At 67.5% G+C, this 17,111-nt stretch carries 14 protein-coding genes; 8 read left to right on the top strand and 6 right to left on the bottom strand.

Annotation, left to right across the window (positions count from 1 at the left end; all coding sequences use genetic code 11):
• On the top strand, positions 1–1,635 hold the full coding sequence (locus ACTXG9_RS02225) for an NAD+ synthase (protein WP_021204204.1): 1,635 nt from the start codon (positions 1–3) through the stop codon (positions 1,633–1,635).
• A 113-nt stretch (positions 1,636–1,748) separates the two neighbouring features.
• Here the strand turns inward: ACTXG9_RS02225 and ACTXG9_RS02220 are convergent, their stop codons facing one another.
• Together ACTXG9_RS02220 and ACTXG9_RS02215 are read right to left on the bottom strand one after the other, a co-directional pair.
• Complete coding sequence (locus tag ACTXG9_RS02220; RefSeq protein ID WP_111098289.1) at positions 1,749–2,951, bottom strand: lipase family protein; 1,203 nt, start codon at positions 2,949–2,951, stop codon at positions 1,749–1,751.
• 190 nt (positions 2,952–3,141) lie between these two features.
• Positions 3,142–4,029: an outer membrane protein assembly factor BamD gene (locus tag ACTXG9_RS02215; RefSeq protein ID WP_031270743.1), complete on the bottom strand. Its 888-nt coding sequence runs from the start codon at positions 4,027–4,029 to the stop codon at positions 3,142–3,144.
• Between the two features lie 113 nt (positions 4,030–4,142).
• Here ACTXG9_RS02215 and rluD point away from each other — a divergent pair, with 113 nt between their 5' ends.
• Genes rluD through ACTXG9_RS02195 form a run of 4 tightly spaced genes read left to right on the top strand, consistent with a single transcriptional unit; the run spans position 4,143 to position 6,841 of the window.
• Positions 4,143–5,132: a 23S rRNA pseudouridine(1911/1915/1917) synthase RluD gene (gene rluD, locus ACTXG9_RS02210; protein WP_021204201.1), complete on the top strand. Its 990-nt coding sequence runs from the start codon at positions 4,143–4,145 to the stop codon at positions 5,130–5,132.
• Complete coding sequence (pgeF, locus tag ACTXG9_RS02205; protein ID WP_061480570.1) at positions 5,132–5,902, top strand: peptidoglycan editing factor PgeF; 771 nt, start codon at positions 5,132–5,134, stop codon at positions 5,900–5,902. Before rluD ends, pgeF begins: the two co-directional genes overlap by 1 nt.
• Positions 5,903–5,922: 20 nt before the next feature.
• Positions 5,923–6,429, top strand: coding sequence for a DUF4166 domain-containing protein (locus ACTXG9_RS02200; RefSeq protein WP_456115431.1), 507 nt, complete (start codon positions 5,923–5,925; stop codon positions 6,427–6,429).
• Positions 6,404–6,841: a thiol-disulfide oxidoreductase DCC family protein gene (locus ACTXG9_RS02195; RefSeq protein WP_288041436.1), complete on the top strand. Its 438-nt coding sequence runs from the start codon at positions 6,404–6,406 to the stop codon at positions 6,839–6,841. The genes ACTXG9_RS02200 and ACTXG9_RS02195 overlap by 26 nt, the downstream gene beginning before the upstream one ends.
• A gap of 125 nt (positions 6,842–6,966) precedes the next feature.
• Here the strand turns inward: ACTXG9_RS02195 and otsA are convergent, their stop codons facing one another.
• The 4 genes from otsA to ACTXG9_RS02175 all read right to left on the bottom strand — a co-directional run bounded on the left by otsA (position 6,967) and on the right by ACTXG9_RS02175 (position 13,603).
• Positions 6,967–8,331: an alpha,alpha-trehalose-phosphate synthase (UDP-forming) gene (gene otsA / locus ACTXG9_RS02190; protein WP_021202062.1), complete on the bottom strand. Its 1,365-nt coding sequence runs from the start codon at positions 8,329–8,331 to the stop codon at positions 6,967–6,969.
• Positions 8,328–10,109, bottom strand: a complete 1,782-nt coding sequence (locus ACTXG9_RS02185; RefSeq protein ID WP_031269310.1) for a glycoside hydrolase family 15 protein — start codon at positions 10,107–10,109, stop codon at positions 8,328–8,330. The genes otsA and ACTXG9_RS02185 overlap by 4 nt, the downstream gene beginning before the upstream one ends.
• Before the next feature lie 39 nt (positions 10,110–10,148).
• Entirely contained in the window at positions 10,149–10,907 is a 759-nt protein-coding gene (otsB, locus tag ACTXG9_RS02180) for a trehalose-phosphatase (protein ID WP_021202060.1), read from the bottom strand.
• 263 nt (positions 10,908–11,170) lie between these two features.
• Entirely contained in the window at positions 11,171–13,603 is a 2,433-nt protein-coding gene (locus ACTXG9_RS02175) for a TonB-dependent receptor plug domain-containing protein (RefSeq protein WP_188250264.1), read from the bottom strand.
• A gap of 214 nt (positions 13,604–13,817) precedes the next feature.
• Here ACTXG9_RS02175 and ACTXG9_RS02170 point away from each other — a divergent pair, with 214 nt between their 5' ends.
• From ACTXG9_RS02170 to ACTXG9_RS02160, 3 genes are all read left to right on the top strand, one after another.
• A complete protein-coding gene (locus ACTXG9_RS02170) occupies positions 13,818–14,300 on the top strand; it encodes a DUF3574 domain-containing protein (protein WP_021202058.1) in 483 nt (160 codons plus the stop codon).
• 36 nt (positions 14,301–14,336) lie between these two features.
• Positions 14,337–15,194 (top strand): XAC2610-related protein, encoded by an 858-nt coding sequence (locus ACTXG9_RS02165; protein WP_456115430.1) that lies wholly within the window; start codon positions 14,337–14,339, stop codon positions 15,192–15,194.
• Positions 15,195–15,303: 109 nt separating this feature from the next.
• The gene (locus ACTXG9_RS02160) at positions 15,304–17,022 is read left to right on the top strand and encodes a thiamine pyrophosphate-dependent enzyme (RefSeq protein ID WP_188250262.1); all 1,719 of its coding nucleotides are present in this window, start codon (positions 15,304–15,306) and stop codon (positions 17,020–17,022) included.
• Positions 17,023–17,111: the final 89 nt, after the last annotated feature.

The raw sequence follows: 17,111 nt of genomic DNA, 5'->3' as shown, positions 1-17,111 counted from the left end.
ATGGCTTCGATCCGCATCGCGATGGCGCAGTTCGATTTCCCGGTCGGCGATGTCGCCGGCAACACCGAGCGCATCATCGAGATGATCGGACAGGCGCGCGACGAGTATGGCGCCGAGCTGGTGATGTTCCCCGAGCTGGCAGTGAGCGGTTATCCGCCGGAGGACCTGCTGCTGCGTCCCGGCTTCCTGTACGAATGCGAGCAGGCGATGGGCCGTATCGCTGCTGCCTGCCGTGGCATCACCGCCGTGGTCGGCTGGCCGCAGGCGGCTGGTGCGGTGGTCTACAACGCCGCCAGCGTGCTGCGCGATGGCCTGCTGGAGCAGACCTACCGCAAGCGCGAGCTGCCCAACTACGCGGTGTTCGACGAGCGTCGCTACTTCGATGTCGATCCGGACGGCGGCAGCTGTGTGTTCGAGGTCAATGGCATTCCGGTGGGTTTGCTGATCTGCGAGGACCTTTGGTTCGCCGAGCCGCTGGCCGACACCGTGCGCGCGGGGGCGCAACTGGTGGTAGTGCCCAATGCCTCGCCGTACGAGCGGGGCAAGCACGCCCAGCGCGACGCGGTGCTGGCCGCACGCACCCGCGAGAGCGGGGCGGCCATCGCCTATCTCAACGTGGTCGGTGGCCAGGATGCGCTGGTGTTCGACGGCGCGTCGGTGGTGGCCGATGGTGACGGCACGGTACACCCGGCTGCCGCTGCCTTCGTCGACCAGTGGCTGGTGGTGGAGTACGATGGTGAGACCCGCCGCTTCATGCCGCACGTGTGGATGGACGATGGCGACGAGAGCATGGACGCGCTGGCCTGGCGTGCCGTGACCCGTGGCATCCAGGACTACTGCCGCAAGAACGGCTTCAAGAAGGTGTGGCTGGGGCTGTCCGGTGGCATTGATTCGGCGCTGGTACTGGCGCTGGCGGTCGACGCGCTCGGCGCTGGGAACGTTACCGCCGTGCGCCTGCCGTCGCGCTATACCGCCGGCATGTCCAACGACCTGGCCGCCGAGCAGTGCCAGGCACTGGGCGTGAAGCTGGAAGCGGTCTCGATCGAGCCGGCGTTCAAGGGCCTGATGGAATCGCTGGCGCCGATGTTCGAAGGCACCGCGCCGGACGTGACCGAAGAGAACCTGCAGTCGCGCAGCCGCGGGGTGATCCTGATGGCACTGGCCAACAAGTTCGGCGGCCTGTTGCTGACCACCGGCAACAAGAGCGAGTACGCCGTCGGCTACGCCACCATCTACGGCGACATGTGCGGTGGCTATGCGCCGTTGAAGGACCTGTACAAGACCGAGGTGTTCGGCCTGTCCAAATGGCGCAATACCGTGGGCGGCGCGCCGGTGATTCCGCCGGCGGTGATCAGCCGCCCGCCATCGGCCGAGCTGCGCGAGAACCAGCTGGACCAGGATTCGCTGCCGGCCTATGACGTGCTGGACGGCATCCTGTACCGCTACATCGACCAGGAACAGTCGCGCACGGAGATCGTGGCCGCCGGCTACGACGCGGCCGTGGTTGACCGCGTGCTGCGCCTGGTACGCATCAGCGAGTGGAAGCGGCACCAGGCCGCGCCGGGGCCGAAGGTGTCGCGCCGGGCGTTCGGTCGCGAGCGTCGCTACCCGATCAGCAACGGCTACAAGGGCTGAGGCAACGGTGGGTGGGCAGTGCCGGCCGCTGGCCGGCGACCCGTCGGCCCTCTCCGGTGGGTGCGGACCTTGGTCCGCACGGTGGTCGAAGATCATCCACGCGTGGCATGGATCTACGGGACTTCGTCGAGCAGCTGTTCGATGCCGGCAGTTTCCGCAGCGTCGCTGAAGTGGCCATCCTCAAACCGCGCACGTACGAACGCCAGGCCATCCGCCGCCGCCGCGTCCAGCGTGCCGCGGTGATCGACCGGATAGCGCCGGAACGCGACCGGCTCGCCTCGCAGGGCCAGGCCTGCGGCATACAGCAGGGTGGTCAGATAGGGCACATCGCGGTCCTCGCTGCCGTGGCCCAGCATCAGCGGTTGGCTGAAGCCGCGGCGCGGTACGCCAAGGTAGTCGTACAGCACGGCCCAGATGCCCGGCACGTGGGTCAGCGGTGCAGTGAACATGCTGCCGGTGTCCGCGCCGTCCAGGGTGACGGCCAGTTCGCCCAGGCACTGCTCGCGTGCCACCGCCACCCGCGCGCGGCCTTCATCGCTGAGGACGCGGTCGATCTGCGGCGCGGCCTGCAGCAGGCCATCGAGCAGATACGCGTGATACGCGTTGAGCGCGCCCGGATTGGCGGTGCGGTTGTCGGGCTTCATCACCAGCGCGGTCAGTTCGACTGCGGTGGGCGTGCCGGTGGTGAAGCTGCCGCGGTACTGCAACGACGGCCCACCATAGGAGGGGGCGATGTGGCCCGCCGTGAGCGCGGCGGCACCGCCCTGCGAATGGCCGACCGAGACCCAGCGCGGCGACAGCGCCCCGTTGCCGAGGTACTGGCGGCTGGCCTTGATCATGTCGATGGCGTTGCGCGCGGCAGTGCGCACATGCAGATAGGCATGGCTGCCTGGACTGCCCAACCCCTGGTAATCCGCCGCGACCACGGCATAGCCCTGCGCCAGGAACTGATCGAGGAAGCGCCCGTCGCGCGCGGGCTGGTACGGGCCGGAGACCGAAGGCGCACAGCGATCGGCGATGCCCTGCGTGCCATGCGCCCAGGACACGACCGGCCAGCCGCCCGCCGGCGCCGTGCCGGCGGGCAGGTACAGCAGGCCGGTGCCTTCGGCCAGTTGGCCGCGATGATCCGGGGTACGGTAGTACAGCTTGTAGGCGTGCGCGGCCTTGGAGGGCACCCACGACGCGCGATAGGGGGCTGCAGACAGCAGATCGCCCGGTGCTGCCGGTGCGGCAGCCAGGGAGGCCGAGGACAGCGCCAGCAGGGCAGTGGCGAGGAGGCAGGCGCGGGGACGGAAATGGCGTGGCGGTGGGGTCATGAGGCGCTCCTTCACGGCCGGGATGGCCGTTGCGCCGCAGTGTGGAGGGGCTCGCCCGCGCCGATTGGGACCGGCGTCGCATCCGCCGGGGATTCGTAGAATTCCTAGTGTCGTGGTCCATGGGCGCACGAACCATCCACGCATGGCGTGGATAACCGACAAAGAAAAGGCCCCTTGCGGGGCCTTTTTCTTATTTCTTTTCCAGTCGCGCGTTGCGCTGGCCGGTGCTGGCGGACTTCTCGCCAGCGAACGGGTTCAGCTTGCGGATCATCCACGGGTACTTCGGCCACTTGCCTTCCAGCCACGGGTGGTCCGGCTGGTTCAACTGCAGGACGCGGCGCGCATCATCGGCCAGGGTCTTGTTGCCCAGGTGGGTGTAGGAATCGGCCAGGACAGCAACGGCGTCGTACTGGAACGCGCTCTGCGGATAGGTTTCCAGCAGGTAGTTGGCGCGGCCGGCGGCCGAGACCCAGGCGCCGCGGCGCATGTAGTACAGGGCGTTGTCCAGTTCGTGCTGGGCGAACACGTCACGCAGTTCCAGCATGCGCTGGCGCGCATCGGCGGCGTAGCGGCTGTTCGGATAGCGGTCCACCACGATGTTGAAGTCCGAATACGCCTGGTGCGGCGTGGACAGGTCGCGGCGGCTGGCATCCAACGCCCATACGCGACGCAGGAAAACCGTACTGCGGTTGGAGTTCGCCAGGCCGCGCAGGTAGTACAGGTACGCGATGTTGCGGTGGGTCGGGTAGGTACGGATGAAGCGGTCGATGCTGGACACCGCGTCATCGTGCTTGCCGGCCTTGTACTGGGCGTAGGCGGTCTCGATCATCGCCTGCTCGGTGTACGGACCGTACGGATACTGGGCCACCAGGCGGCGGAAGCTGGCCTCGGCGCCGCTCCAGTTGCCGCCCTGCATCAGCTTGTGGCTTTTCTCGTACAGCTGTTCGACCGGCACGCCTTCATCGGGGCGATCACCCTTCTTGGCGCCGCGATGGCAGCCGGTGGCGGCGATGACCAGCACCAGCAGCAGGGCGGTGAGGCGGACGGGCGCGGAGAGCATGGCGGAGCGTCGGATCATGGGGTCGAGGCGGGACGCGGCTGGAATACGAAGGGTCGATGATAGCCTAGTGTCCTGTCCAGCGACTGAAACCGGCCGCCGGGACCCCAAAATTTCAAAGAATGCCCCCTGCCATGTCTGAACAACCCTCTGAATCGGCCCGCCAGGCCATCGTCCCCGACACCGCTGCCGGGCGCCGTTTCGACGCCGTCGTGGCCGAACTGTTCCCCGAATACTCGCGTTCGCGCCTGACCGAATGGATCAAGGCCGGGGAGGTGCTGCTGGACGGTGCCCAGGTGCGCCCGCGCGATCCGCTGCGCGGCGGCGAGGTGGTGACCCTCAACGTGGTACTGGAAACCCAGACCGACGCCCAGCCGGAGGACATCCCGCTGGACGTGCTGTTCGAGGACGAGCACCTGCTGGTGATCAACAAGCCGGTCGGCCTGGTGGTACACCCGGGCGCGGGCAACCACAGCGGCACCCTGGTCAACGCCCTGCTGTTCCGCGACCCGTCGGTGGCGGTGCTGCCGCGCGCCGGCATCGTGCACCGCCTGGACAAGGACACCAGCGGCGTGATGGTGGTGGCCAGGACCCTGGAAGCGCAGACCGCGCTGGTCGAGCAGCTGGCCGCACGCGACGTGCACCGCCAGTACCTGGCCATCGTGATGGGCGCGCTGGTGGCCGGCGGTACCGCCGATGCCCCGATTGATCGCCACCCGCGCGACCGCCTGAAGATGGCGGTGCGTGAGGACGGCAAGGAAGCGGTGACCCACTACCGCCTGCGCGAGCGCTTCCGTGCGCATACCGCGCTCGAGTGCCGCCTGGAAACCGGCCGTACCCACCAGATCCGCGTGCACATGGCGCACGTGCGCCATCCGATCATCGGCGACCCGCTGTATGGCGGCGCGCTGAAGCTGCCCAAGGGCGCCAGCGACGAGCTGGTGGCCGCGCTGCGCGGCTTCAAGCGCCAGGCCCTGCACGCCGAGACGCTGGAGTTCATGCACCCGATCACCGGTGAACCGGTGCGCAACACCGCGCCGGTGCCGGAGGACATGCTGCACCTGATGAAGGTGCTGCGCGAAGACAGCGAAGCCTTCGCCGCCCGCGAGCGGGACCGCTGGTGATGGCGGCCGCGCTGCCGTTGCTGCAGGCCGACTGGCCGGCGCCCGCAGGCGTCCACGCGCTGACCACGCGCAGGCACGGCGCGGGCATCTCGCCGGCGCCGTTCGCGCAGTTCAACCTGGGCAACCGGCACGCGGCCGATGGTGATACCCCCGCCAACGTCGAGCACAACCGCCAGCTGCTGCAGCAGGGGTTGGCGCTGCCGTCGGCCCCGCACTGGCTGCGCCAGGTGCACAGCAGCACCGTGCTGCGCTTCGATGCACCGCCGGTGCCGGGCGCGAGCGAGCCGGTGGCCGACGCGGCGGTAACCTCGGTGCCGGGCGTGGTGCTGGCGATCCTGACCGCCGACTGCCTGCCGGTGGTGTTCGCCGCCGCAGACGGCAGCGAGGTGGGCGCGGCCCATGCCGGCTGGCGGGGGCTGGCCGACGGCATGCTGGAGGCCACGGTGGCCGCCCTGCAGACGCCGCCGGCGCAGCTGCGGGCCTGGCTGGGCCCGGCCGCCGGGCCGTCCGACTATGAGATCGGCGAGGAGGTCTATCACGCCTTCGTCGGCCATGATCCCGCTGCTGAGCGGGCGTTCGTCGCGACCCGTCCCGGACACTGGAAGGTGGACCTGTTCGCGCTGGCGCGGCAGCGGTTGCAGTCGGCGGGCATGGACCCGGCGCAGGTGTATGGCGGCACGGTGTCGACGATGGCCGATCCGGACCTGTATTCGCACCGGCGCGACCGTCGCACCGGGCGCATGGCGACCCTGGCCTGGATCGCGCCCTGACTCCGCCGCTGTTCGCGTGTGTGCTGGGGCCGGCCTTCGCCCCCCTGGCAGGACCGGTGCAGGCGCTGCATGCCGCGCCGTTGCCGTGCCGCTACGTGGGGCAGGCCTGCATCGTGAGGGGGCGGCACTGGCTGGTGCCGCTGCTGGCTGCGTTGGCGCGGTTGCCGCAGGACGGTGACGCGCTTCCCACCGAGGTGGCGTTCAACCGCTACCGGCAGGGCGAGCAGTGGGCGCGGCGGTTCGGCCGCTGGCCAATGGTGTCGCGGCTGTGGGCGCACGACGGGCATCTGCGCGAGCAGTTGGGCGCGGTGCGCTTCGAATTTGATCTGCAGGCCCGCGAGGGTGGCATCGACTGGTCGGTGCGGCGGGTCTGGGCGTTCGGGCTGCTGCCGCTGCCAAGGCGCTGGTTTGATGGCGCGCGTTGCCGCGAAGCCTGGCAGGGCGAGCGTTACACTTTCCTGGTCGATGTGACGCTGCCCTTGGCCGGAGCCCTGATCCGCTATGAAGGCTGGCTCGAACCACAGTGACGGCGCCGCTGAGACTGGCAGCGTGGTGATCGTGTTCGACGGCGTGTGCGCCCTGTGCAACCGCTGGGTGCGCTTCCTGCTGCGCTTCGACCGCAGGGGGCGCTATCGCTTTGCGGCGATGCAGGGCGCACAGGGCAGCGCGATGCTGCGCGCGCACGGGCTGGACCCGCAGGACCCGATGTCGTTCCTGCTGCTGGACGCGCAGGGCGCCTGGACCGATACCGATGCGATCCTGCGCGTACTGGCCGGGCTGGGCGGCGCCTGGCGCCTGGCCGGCGTGCTGCGGCTCGTGCCGCGCGGCTGGCGTGATGCGGCGTATCGCGCGCTGGCACGCAACCGCTACCGCTTGTTCGGTCGGCATGACACCTGCCATCTACCAGCACCGGAGCAGGCCGCGCGGTTCCTGGATTGATCGCCTGTCTTTTGTAGAGTCGAGCCATGCTCGACTTGCTTTTTTCTCCTGCCAATAGCAGCCGAGCATGGCTCGGCTCTACAAAACGCAGCCGAGCATGGCTCGGCTCTACAGGAACGCGTGCTTCAACCCTCCAGCGCGTCCAGGTAGCTGCGGCGCCAGTGGTTGATGTCGTAGGTGCGCAGGTGCTCCATCATCGCGTGCCAGCGCTCCTTGCGCCTGCTCAGCGACATCGTGGCTGCGGTGGCGATCGCATCGGCCACGCCGTCCAGATCATGCGGGTTCACCAGCAGTGCCTGCTTCAGTTCGTCGGCGGCGCCAGCCAGCAGTGACAGCACCAGCACGCCCGGATCCTCCGGGTCCTGCGACGCCACGTATTCCTTGGCCACCAGGTTCATGCCATCGCGCAGCGGCGTGACCAGGCCGACCGCCGCCGCCCGGTAGAAGCCGGTGAGCGTGGCATGTGTGAAGTTCTGGTTGACGTACCGCAGCGGCGTCCAGTCCGGCTCGGCATGGCCGCCGTTGATGTGGCCAGCGATCTGCTCCAGCTGGCTGCGCAACTGCCGGTACTCGGTGACATCACCGCGCGAGACCGGGGCGATCTGCAGGTAGGTCAACGAGCCGCGCTGGTCAGGGTGGCGCTGCAGGTAGCGCTCGAAGCCAAGGAAGCGCTCGGGGAGGCCCTTGGAATAGTCCAGGCGATCCACGCCGATTGCCAGCTGGCGGTCGCGCAGGCTGGCGCGAAGATTCTTCACGGCGGTCTTGGTGGCGGCTGTGCCGGCCTGGCGTGCGATCAGCTCGGTGTCGATGCCGATCGGGAAGGCTGCTGCACGGAAGCGGCGCCCGCCCGGCGCTTCCAGCTCGCCGTTGTCGAGCACGCGCCCGCCGCCGAACAGGCGCAGGTAAGTCTGGAAGCGATCGGCATCGCGCTGGGTCTGGAAGCCGACCAGGTCGTAGGCGTACAGCGCGGAGAACAACCGCAGGTGATCGGGCATCGCCTGCAGCAGGTCGGCCGACGGCATCGGGATATGCAGGAAGAAGCCAATGCGGCAGCCGATGCCGCGCTCGCGCAGCAGTGCGCCGAGCGGGATCAGGTGATAGTCATGGATCCAGACGATGTCATCCTCGCGCAGCAATGGCGCGAGCTTGTCGGCGAACAGCGCATTGACCTTGTGGTAGGTCTCGCGGGTACCGCGGTCATAGTCGACCAGATCCAGGCGGAAGTGCAGCAGTGGCCACAGCGTGCGGTTGGCAAAGCCGTTGTAGTAGCCATCGACCTCGCGCTTGCTCAGGTCCATGGTGACGTAGTCGATGTCACCGTCCTTCTGCCGGTGCAACGTGCCGCTGCCTTCCTTTACGGTCTTGCCGCTCCATCCGAACCACAGGCCGCCGCGTTCCTTCAGGGCGGCCAACAGGCCGACCGCCAGGCCGCCTGCGCGGTTCTCGCCGGGCACGGCCACACGGTTTGAAACCACGACCAGACGACTCACGATGCCTCCTGCCAGGACCGCGACAGGCGCATCGCGGCGGTGATCAGGCCGACGTGCGAATAGGTCTGCGGGAAATTGCCCCAGGCCTCGCCGCTGTCGAAGGCCAGATCCTCCGACAGCAGGCCCAGGTGGTTGCGCTGCTTCAGCAGCAGCTCGAACATCTCGCGTGCTTCATCCATGCGCCCGATCGCCGCCAGCGCATCGATGTACCAGAACGTACAGATGGTGAAGCTGGTTTCCGGTTCGCCGAAGTCATCCGGCGCGACGTAGCGGTACAGCGAATTGCCGTGCTTGAGGTCGCGGCCGATGGCATCGACGGTGGCAATGAACCGGGCGTCCATCGCGTCGATGAAGCCGATGTCGGCCAGCAGCAGCAGCGAGGCATCCAGGCGATGGCCGCCGAAGGTATCGGTGAAGTGGCCCAGCTCCTCGCTCCAGGATTCGGCCATGATGCGGGCGTGGATGGTGTCGGCGCGCTCGCGCCAGTAGTGTGCGCGGTCATCACGCTTCAGGCGCACGGCGATCTTGCACAGGCGGTCGCACGCAGCCCAGCACATCGCGCTGGTGTAGGTGTGCACTTCGGTGCGGCCGCGGAATTCCCACAGGCCGGCATCGGGGACGTCGTGCAGGGCGAAGGCCTGTTCGCCCAGGGGTTCCAGGCGGGCAAACGTGTGCGCGTCGCCGGGATCCTGCAGGCGACGGTCAAAGAACAGCTGCGTGGACGCCAGCACCACGCTGCCGTACACGTCGTGCTGGCGCTGCACCCAGGCCAGGTTGCCGCGGCGCACTGGGCCCATGCCGCGGTAGCCGGACAGGCTGGGCACCTCATCCTCGTCCAGCTTGGCCTCGAAACCAATGCCATACAGCGGTTGCAGCGTACCGTCGGTGGTGGCCAGGTTGAAGATGTAACCGAGGAACTGTTCCATCGTGCGCGTTGCGCCCAGACGGTTCAGCGCGCGCACCACGAACGCCGCATCGCGCAGCCAGCAGTAACGGTAATCCCAGTTGCGCACGCTGCCGGGGGCTTCCGGAATGGAGGTGGTCATCGCCGCGATGATCGCGCCGCTGTCTTCGTACTGGCACAGCTTCAGCGTGATCGCGCTGCGGATCACCGCGTCCTGCCATTCCAGGGGAATGGACAGGTAACGCACCCATTCGCGCCAGTAGTCGCGGGTGCGCTGGAAAGCTTCCTGCACGTAGCCGCTGATCGAGCGGTTGAGCGATTCGTCCACGCCCAGGATCAGGTGGACGGGATGGCTGAGCACGAACGGCAGGCCGTCGCGCACGAAGCGGACCGGCACATCGGTGGTCAGCCGCAGCACGTGCTCGGGCAGGATCCAGCGCACATGGTTGCTGCCCCAGGTGGATTCCGGCACGCGCGCGCCCCAATCGGCCAGCGGGCGGGCGCGCACGGTGATGCGTGGGCTACCGGCCAGCGGGCGCACCTGGCGGATCAGGCTGACCGGCCGGTAGAAGCGGTCGTTCTGCCGCCAGCGGGGCGCGAAGTCGAGGATCTCCAGTTCGCCGCCGTGCGTGTCGCGCAGGACGGTGCGCAGGATCGCCGTATTGGTCAGGTACTCCTGCTCGCTGCTGGCGAAGTCTTCCAGCTCGATGGCGAAGTCACCACCGGTCTGCTGGTTGGGGCCGAGCAGGGCACAGAAGGTGGGGTCGCCGTCGAAGGTGGGCAGGCAGCTCCAGACAACGCGGGCACGTTTGTCGACCAGGGCGCCGAAGCTGCCGTTGCCGACCACGCCCAGATCAAGATCGGGTTGGGTCATCACGCGGTACATCTCGGTTGCGGCCGTGGGGGGGCCGGGTCAATAGGCATTCTCACGCAGCCAGGCGTGCACGCTGCGTATGTCGGGCAGCGCGAACACGGCCACGCTGGGTTCGCGTTCGCCCACCAGCACGCTCCAGCCATGCTGGCCGTTGGCAGCGTCGAAGCCGAATTCGTCGGTGAGGTCGTCACCGAGGAAGACGGGCAGGCGGCCACGGAAGGGCAGGTACTGCATCATCCTCCGCACCGCACGGCCCTTGTCGCTGCCAACCGGGACGAACTCGACCACGTGGTCGCCGGGTTGCAGGCGGTAACTGGAACGGCCGCGCACGTGGCGGTCGGCGAAGGCGCGGACGTCGCTGGCGGCGTGCGGCGCGCCGCGCCAGTGCAGCGCCAGGCCGACACCCTTGTCTTCCACCAGCACGCCGGGGTGGCCATGGGCGAAGCGCATCGCCTGCTGGTGCAGCGCGTGCAGCCACTCGGCGGTGTCGTCGTCGTGCTCCTCGCGCAGCACACGACCGTCCTCGCCGCGCAATTCATGGCCATGCAGGCCCGCGGCAGGCAGTTGCAGGGGAGCGAACAGTTGATCGAGCTGCTCAAGCGGGCGACCACTGACCAGTGCTACGGCACCTTCCAGGCGGTCGCTGATGCGGCCGATGGCGTCGCGCACATCCGGCAGCAGCTGCACGGCATCCGGGCGCGCAGCGAACTCGATCAGGGTGCCATCGACATCGAGGAACAACGCACAGGCGTCGTCCAGCAATGGCGGTGGCGGACGCAGGGGGAGCGGTTCAGCCATGCGGCCCACCTTGCCAGCGTGGGCGTGTACGTGGGGTCGAGGGCAGGCTACGGATCAGCTTCGGTGGGTGCCGACCGTTGGTCGGCACGGCAGGTCAGCCTGCATTGAACCCAGACAGTGCGGACCAACGGTCCGCACCCACCGAGAGCGATCACTTCCGGTGGGTGCCAACCGTTGGTTGGCACAAAGGGTCAGCCTGCATTGAACCCGGGCAGTGCGGACCAACGGTCCGCACCCACCCAATGCAATTACACCCAGAGCAATCAGAAGGTATAGCGGACGCGGCCGTAGTAGTACGCGCCATTGCTGCCGATCGGCGACAGCACGTCATACGGCAGGTTGCCGAAGTAGTGGATATCGCTGTTGGACCGATCCGGGTAGTTGTCGGTCAGGTTCTGCCCGCCGATGGCCACGCTCCACTGCGGGGTGATGCGGTATTCGACTTCCGCGTCCAGCTGCCACTCGGCCTGGTAGGTCTGGCGCGGGATGTAGCCATCACCGAAGTTGAACACGCGGGTGGCGCTGCCGTAGCGGTTCACGCGGCTGCTCAGCGACCAGTGGTCGTTGCTCCAGGCAGCCGAGAAACTGCCACGTGTACGCGGTGTGGCATCGGTCAGCGTGTTGGTCTCTTCAATCCCGAACAGCACATAATCCGGGTCCAGCGCCTGCAGCTGGGCCGGCGTGGCCAGCACGTTCTTCAGCGTGGTCTTGGTATACGCATAGGTGCCGGTCAACAGCAGCTGGCCATCGCCCAGCGACTGGCGCCAGTTGCTCACCAGCTCGGCGCCACGGGTGCGGGTATCGGCGGCGTTGACGAAGAAGCTGGCGCTCTGCAGGCCGCTGACACCGTAGTTGGCTGCCACGTAGCCGGTCAGTGCATCACCGGTGATGCTCTCCGACAGTGCGATGCGGTCGTCGATGTCGATCTGGAAGAAGTCCAGCGAGAGGTCGAAGTGTTCGCCGATGCGGCTGGTGAAGCCCAGCGACGTGTTCAGGGATTTTTCCGGTTTCAGGTCCTGCGCGCCAAGGCCACGCGCGATCGGATTGTTGACCGACAGCAGTCGGCCCTGCACCAGCTGGCCACCAGCGTTATAGCCGGTGGAGGTGGATTCGTAGCCGATCTGCGCCAGTGAAGGTGCGCGGAAGTTGTTGGAGATAGCACCGCGCAATGCAAACGCCGGCGTGAACTCGTAGCGCAGGCCGAGCTTGCCGGTCAGCTCGCCGCCGAAGTCGTCGTTGTGCTCGTAGCGCGCGGCCAGATCGGTGGAGAACTTCTCGCCGAACTGGCTGGACAGGCTGGCATAGGCGCTGGCCACGTCGCGCGACAGGGTGGCGGCGTCCTGTGGGGTCAGGCCGCCACCGGCCTGCGAGCCGGTCGGGCGGTCGGTGTACGGGCCCGCCGCATAGCTGGCCGGGTCGCCGGGGCGGGTCTGGTAGCGCTCATGGCGCGCTTCCACGCCCAGGCCCAGCGTGTGGCTGATGCTGTCGCTCTGGGTGAACACGCGGCTCAGGTCGAGGTTGCCCACGGTCTGTGCGTACTCGTAGTCGGCGGTCTTGAAGCGGGTCGGGCTGGTCGGGCCCAGCGAGGCGTTGAGCGAATCACGCAGGCGGTAGGTGAAGTCGTTCTGGCCGTAATCCAGGCTGCCGTCGTAGCTCCACTCGCCCCACTGGCCGCGCACGCCGGCCACGGCCTGTACGTCGCGGTTCTCGCCTTCGGAGATCGGTCGGTAGCCGTTCGGATAGACCTGCTTCCAGTTGGCATCGCCATCGGGATAGCGGAAGTAGTTGGCGCCTTCGGTATCGCGCTGGTTGAAGGTACCGAACGCGTAGAACGTCGAGGTCTGGCCGACCGGAATCTCGGTGTTCAGCCACAGGTTGATGTCCTTGCTCTTGCCATCACCCAGGACGTAGTTGCGCTTGCCCTGCAGTGCCAGGTTGCCCGGGGTCTGGTCCCACGGCGGAATCTGGTCGAAGCCGGCGCGGTTGGTGCCGTTGCGGTGCTTGTACTCCAGGCCGACGCGCAGGAAGCCACCGTCTTCGCCCAGCGAGGTGCCGACCTTGGCGCTGATGTTGCCGGTCTGGCCATCGGTGAGGGTGCGGCCGATCGGCTGGAGGTCGGTGTGGTTGGCACCGTAGCTGGCCTCGATCTCGCCGCCGTCGCCGCCGTTGTCGAGGATCACGTTGATCACGCCGGCCACGGCGTCCGAGCCGTACAGCGCACCGGCACCGTCGCGCAGCACTTCGATGCGCTTGATCGCGCTGACCGGGATCGAATTGAAATCGACCGGGGTGGTGCCCTTGCCGATCTTGCTGTCGGTGTTGACCAGCGCGGTGTGGTGGCGGCGCTTGCCGTTGACCAGTACCAGCACCTGGTCCGGCGACAGGCCGCGCAACTGCGCGGCGCGCACATGGTCGGCGCCACCGGAGTTGGACTGGCGCGGGAAGTTGAACGACGGCAGCAGCGCCTGCAGCGCGCTGCCCAGTTCACCGTTGACCACGCCGGCCTTGCGGATGTCCTCGGCTGTGAGCACGTCCACCGGCGAGGTGGATTCGAGCACGGTGCGGTCGGCGGCACGGGTGCCGGTGACGATCACCGTGTCCAGGTTGGTGGCGTCCTGGGCCAGGGCTGGGGCGGCGGAGGAAAGCGCGATGGCGATGGCGAGGCCGAGCGGCGACGCGGGCAGGCGGAAGGACATGGGGGCTCCAGCAACAACGACGACGGGGAAGGGGAGATAGTTTCACTTACATCCATCCGGATGAAGCGATATATTATCTTCGCGTGATGGCCGGTGCCGATGCAAGCCCCTGCCGGCCTGGCATGAGTTGATGCCCTGCTGGCATCAGCACGCCGGGCCGGTGGCGCTGTACGCTGCCGGCTCGCCTTGTCCCCCCTTCCCCGGAGCTGTACCGATGAAACACCTTGGCCTCGTCTTTGCCGTGCTGCTGGCCACCAGCGGCTGCGCCAGCCTTTCTTCGCAGGCGCCCAGCGCCTATGCCACGGCCACTACCGCCGAACTGAAGGGCGATGCCGCCCGCCCGTCTTCCGCGCACGGCTGGGTGCGCAGCGAGCTGTATTTTGGCGTCGGCGAGGAGCAGGGCGCCGGCAACCGCCCGCAGGCCGACACCATCAGCGACGCGCAGTGGCGCACCTTCCTGGACAAGGAGGTGACCCCGCGCTTCCCGGATGGCCTGACCGTGTTCGATGCCTATGGCCAGTGGCTGTTCCGCGGCGATGCCGCGCCCAACCGCCTGCGCACGAAGGTGCTGGTGGTGCTGCATGAGGACACCCCGCAGCGCCGCGCCGATATCGAAGCGATCCGCCTGGCGTGGAAGCAGCAGACCAGGCATCAGTCGGTGCTGTGGTCGCGGCAGCCGGTCGAGGTATCGTTCTGAGTTGAAGGCGCCGCCGCGGTGCCGCAGGGAGCAATGATGAACTACAGGGAATGCCTGCTGGGCCTGGTATTGGTGGGCGTGCTGGCACCGCCGGCGCAGGCGGGTGGGGACGACGGCGAAACGCTACGCTTCCAGGTGGCCGCTCATGTGCAGGCGCATGCCGATCCCCAGCAGGACGGAAGCATCGTGGTGCAGCTGTCACCGTCGGGCAAGCGCCAGACGCTGGCGGGCGCGGCCGATGCCGACGGCAATTCGCGCTGGGGTCTGGAAGACGTCGATTTCGATGGCTACCCGGAACTGGTCGCGCGCGCCTCGGTAGGCATGGTCAACGAGGCGGTGGCGGTGTACCGCTTCGATCCGGCCAGTGCCGGTTTCCGCGCGCTGCAGGCCGATACCCACGGCAAGGACAGTTGTGGTGACCTGATGGGGCTGAGCGTGGACGTTGCCACCCGCACCCTGACCAGCAGTTGCCGCGGCGGCCCGATGTGGTACACCGACCAGTACCGGTTTGCAGGCGCGAAGCTCCATCTGTACCGCTCTGAGAGCGTGCTGATGCTGGGCGATACGTTGAACGCCGCGCTGCATTGGGAACAGACCGAAGAGCAGGGCCCGTTGGCGGTCTGGCGCACCTATGACCCCGCCGGCCATGTGTTGGAAAGTGCCATCGCCGATGGCCTGGGAGCACCGCCGGACGGGCCGTTGCAGGGGCAGCAGGCCACCGTGGTGCCCGCGCGCCTGTTCCTCTTCGACCGACCCGGCGCGTCCAGCACCAAGCGTTACCTGGTGCAGGGGGATCGCGTGGAACTGCTGGATGAACAGGACGGCTGGGTGAAGCTGCGCTACCGCAACCCGAAAAGCGGTGCAGTGGAGGGTTGGATCAACGTCAATGATTGACGAGACGTCTACCCGCAGTTTGCACATCGAGGCAATGGGCAACTTGCCCACGGGGGCATCACTTCATCGGGTCTAGCCTCGGACGTTCCCCCGTTCGAGGATGTATCCGATGAGCAAGCGCGTGGCCGAAATCGTGGTGGACGCCCTGCAGCAGGCTGGTGTCCGCCGTTGCTACGGCATCGTGGGCGATACGCTCAACCATGTGACCGATGCGATGCATGGCAGCGAGATCGCCTGGGTGCACGTGCGCCATGAAGAAGTGGCAGCGTTCGCCGCCGGCGCCGATTCGCTGGTGAGCGGCGAGTTGACCGCCTGTGCGGGCTCCTGTGGTCCCGGTGGCCTGCACTTCATCAACGGTGTGTTCGAGACCAACCGCAACCGTGCACCGATGGTGCTGATCGCCAGCCAGGTGGTGACCAGCGAGCTGGGCATGGAATTCCCGCAGGAAGTGGATTTCAAGGCGGTCTATGGCAGCTGCACGGTGTTCTGCGAGCAGGTGCACAGCCCGGAGCAGGCGCGACGCGTGGTGGCCCTGGCCTGCCAGGCGGCGATCAGCCGGCGTGGCGTGGCGGTAGTGATCCTGCCGGCCGACATCAGCCAGGCTGAGGTGAAGCACGATGTGCCGTTCTCGGTGCACTACACCCAGCCGGTGCTGCGCCCGTCCGACGCCGAACTGCAGCGCATTGCCGAGCTGCTGGGGCAGGGCAAGCGTATCGGCATCTATGCCGGTGCCGGTTGCCAGGGCGCGCACGCGCAGCTGCTGGAACTGGCCCGGCGCCTGCAGGCGCCGGTTGCGCATACTTCGCGCGCCAAGGATTTCGTCGAGCCGGACAACCCGTACAACATGGGCATGACCGGAATCTTCGGCATCGAATCCGGCTTCCACACGCTGATGGAGTGCGACACGCTGCTGCTGCTCGGCGCCGACTTCGCCTGGGGCCAGTTCTACCCGGACAAGGCCACGATCATCCAGGTCGACCGCGATGGCAGCCACCTCGGCCGCCGCCACCCGGTAAACCTGGGCGTGGTCGGTGACATCGCACCGACGCTGGATGCCTTGCTGCCGATGCTGCCGCCGCGCGAGGACAGCAGTTTCCTGGACGAATGTATCGAACGTCGCGACAAGGCGTTGAAGAAGCGCGAGCAGGAAGAACAGCCCGGCGAGGGCGAGCTGATCCACCCGCAGCATCTGACCGCGCTGCTGTCGAAGCATGCCAGCGACGATGCGCTGTTCACCGCTGACGGCGGCTCGCCGATGGTCTGGGTGCTGCGGCATATCCGCGTCAACGGTCGCCGCCGCACGCTGACCAGCCTGCTGCACGGCACGATGGCCAATGCAATGCCGCAGGCGCTGGGCCTGCAGAAGGCGTTCCCCGGCCGGCAGGTGATTTCGCTGTCCGGCGATGGTGGCCTTGCGATGCTGTTGGGTGACCTGCTGACCGCGGTGCAGGAAAACCTGCCGATCAAGGTGGTGGTGTTCAACAATGGCTCGCTGAACTTCGTCGAGCTGGAGCAGAAGGTGGAAGGCCTGCTGGACAACTACACCGACCTGAAGAACCCGGACTTCGGGCGCCTGGCCGAGGTGATCGGCTTCCACGGCCGCACGGTGACCCGTAGTGAGGATCTGGAGGAAGCGGTGCAGGATTTCCTGGCCCAGCGCGGCCCGGCACTGCTGGACGTGCACACCAGCCGCGCCGAGCTGGTGATGCCGCCGCAGATCGAGGCCAAGCAGGTCGCCGGCACGGCGCTGTATGCGGCCAAGGCGGTGTTGAATGGCCGCTTCGACGACGTGAAGCATCTGCTGGTGGACAATTTCCTGAAGAAGTAGGGGGAGTCGATGCAGGGCTGCGCCCTGCACCTGCGGAGGCGAAGGTCGAAGCAACAGCAACAGCTGGGTATCCGTGGGATGGCGGGGTG

It is taken from the genome of Stenotrophomonas maltophilia group sp. LNF247, from assembly GCF_054083135.1.
Note: the sequence above shows the minus strand (reverse complement) of the source record. Positions and strands in the feature narration are given on the sequence as shown.

Bases quoted from the DNA above. Each gene is read 5' to 3' on its own strand.
- ACTXG9_RS02225 (WP_021204204.1), top strand. From the start codon at position 1: ATGGCTTCGATCCGCATCGCGATGGCGCAGTTCGATTTCCCGGTCGGC.
- ACTXG9_RS02220 (WP_111098289.1), bottom strand. From the start codon at position 2,951: ATGACCCCACCGCCACGCCATTTCCGTCCCCGCGCCTGCCTCCTCGCC.
- ACTXG9_RS02215 (WP_031270743.1), bottom strand. From the start codon at position 4,029: ATGATCCGACGCTCCGCCATGCTCTCCGCGCCCGTCCGCCTCACCGCC.
- rluD (WP_021204201.1), top strand. From the start codon at position 4,143: ATGTCTGAACAACCCTCTGAATCGGCCCGCCAGGCCATCGTCCCCGAC.
- pgeF (WP_061480570.1), top strand. From the start codon at position 5,132: ATGGCGGCCGCGCTGCCGTTGCTGCAGGCCGACTGGCCGGCGCCCGCA.
- ACTXG9_RS02195 (WP_288041436.1), top strand. From the start codon at position 6,404: ATGAAGGCTGGCTCGAACCACAGTGACGGCGCCGCTGAGACTGGCAGC.
- ACTXG9_RS02185 (WP_031269310.1), bottom strand. From the start codon at position 10,109: ATGACCCAACCCGATCTTGATCTGGGCGTGGTCGGCAACGGCAGCTTC.
- otsB (WP_021202060.1), bottom strand. From the start codon at position 10,907: ATGGCTGAACCGCTCCCCCTGCGTCCGCCACCGCCATTGCTGGACGAC.
- ACTXG9_RS02175 (WP_188250264.1), bottom strand. From the start codon at position 13,603: ATGTCCTTCCGCCTGCCCGCGTCGCCGCTCGGCCTCGCCATCGCCATC.
- ACTXG9_RS02170 (WP_021202058.1), top strand. From the start codon at position 13,818: ATGAAACACCTTGGCCTCGTCTTTGCCGTGCTGCTGGCCACCAGCGGC.
- ACTXG9_RS02165 (WP_456115430.1), top strand. From the start codon at position 14,337: ATGAACTACAGGGAATGCCTGCTGGGCCTGGTATTGGTGGGCGTGCTG.
- ACTXG9_RS02160 (WP_188250262.1), top strand. From the start codon at position 15,304: ATGAGCAAGCGCGTGGCCGAAATCGTGGTGGACGCCCTGCAGCAGGCT.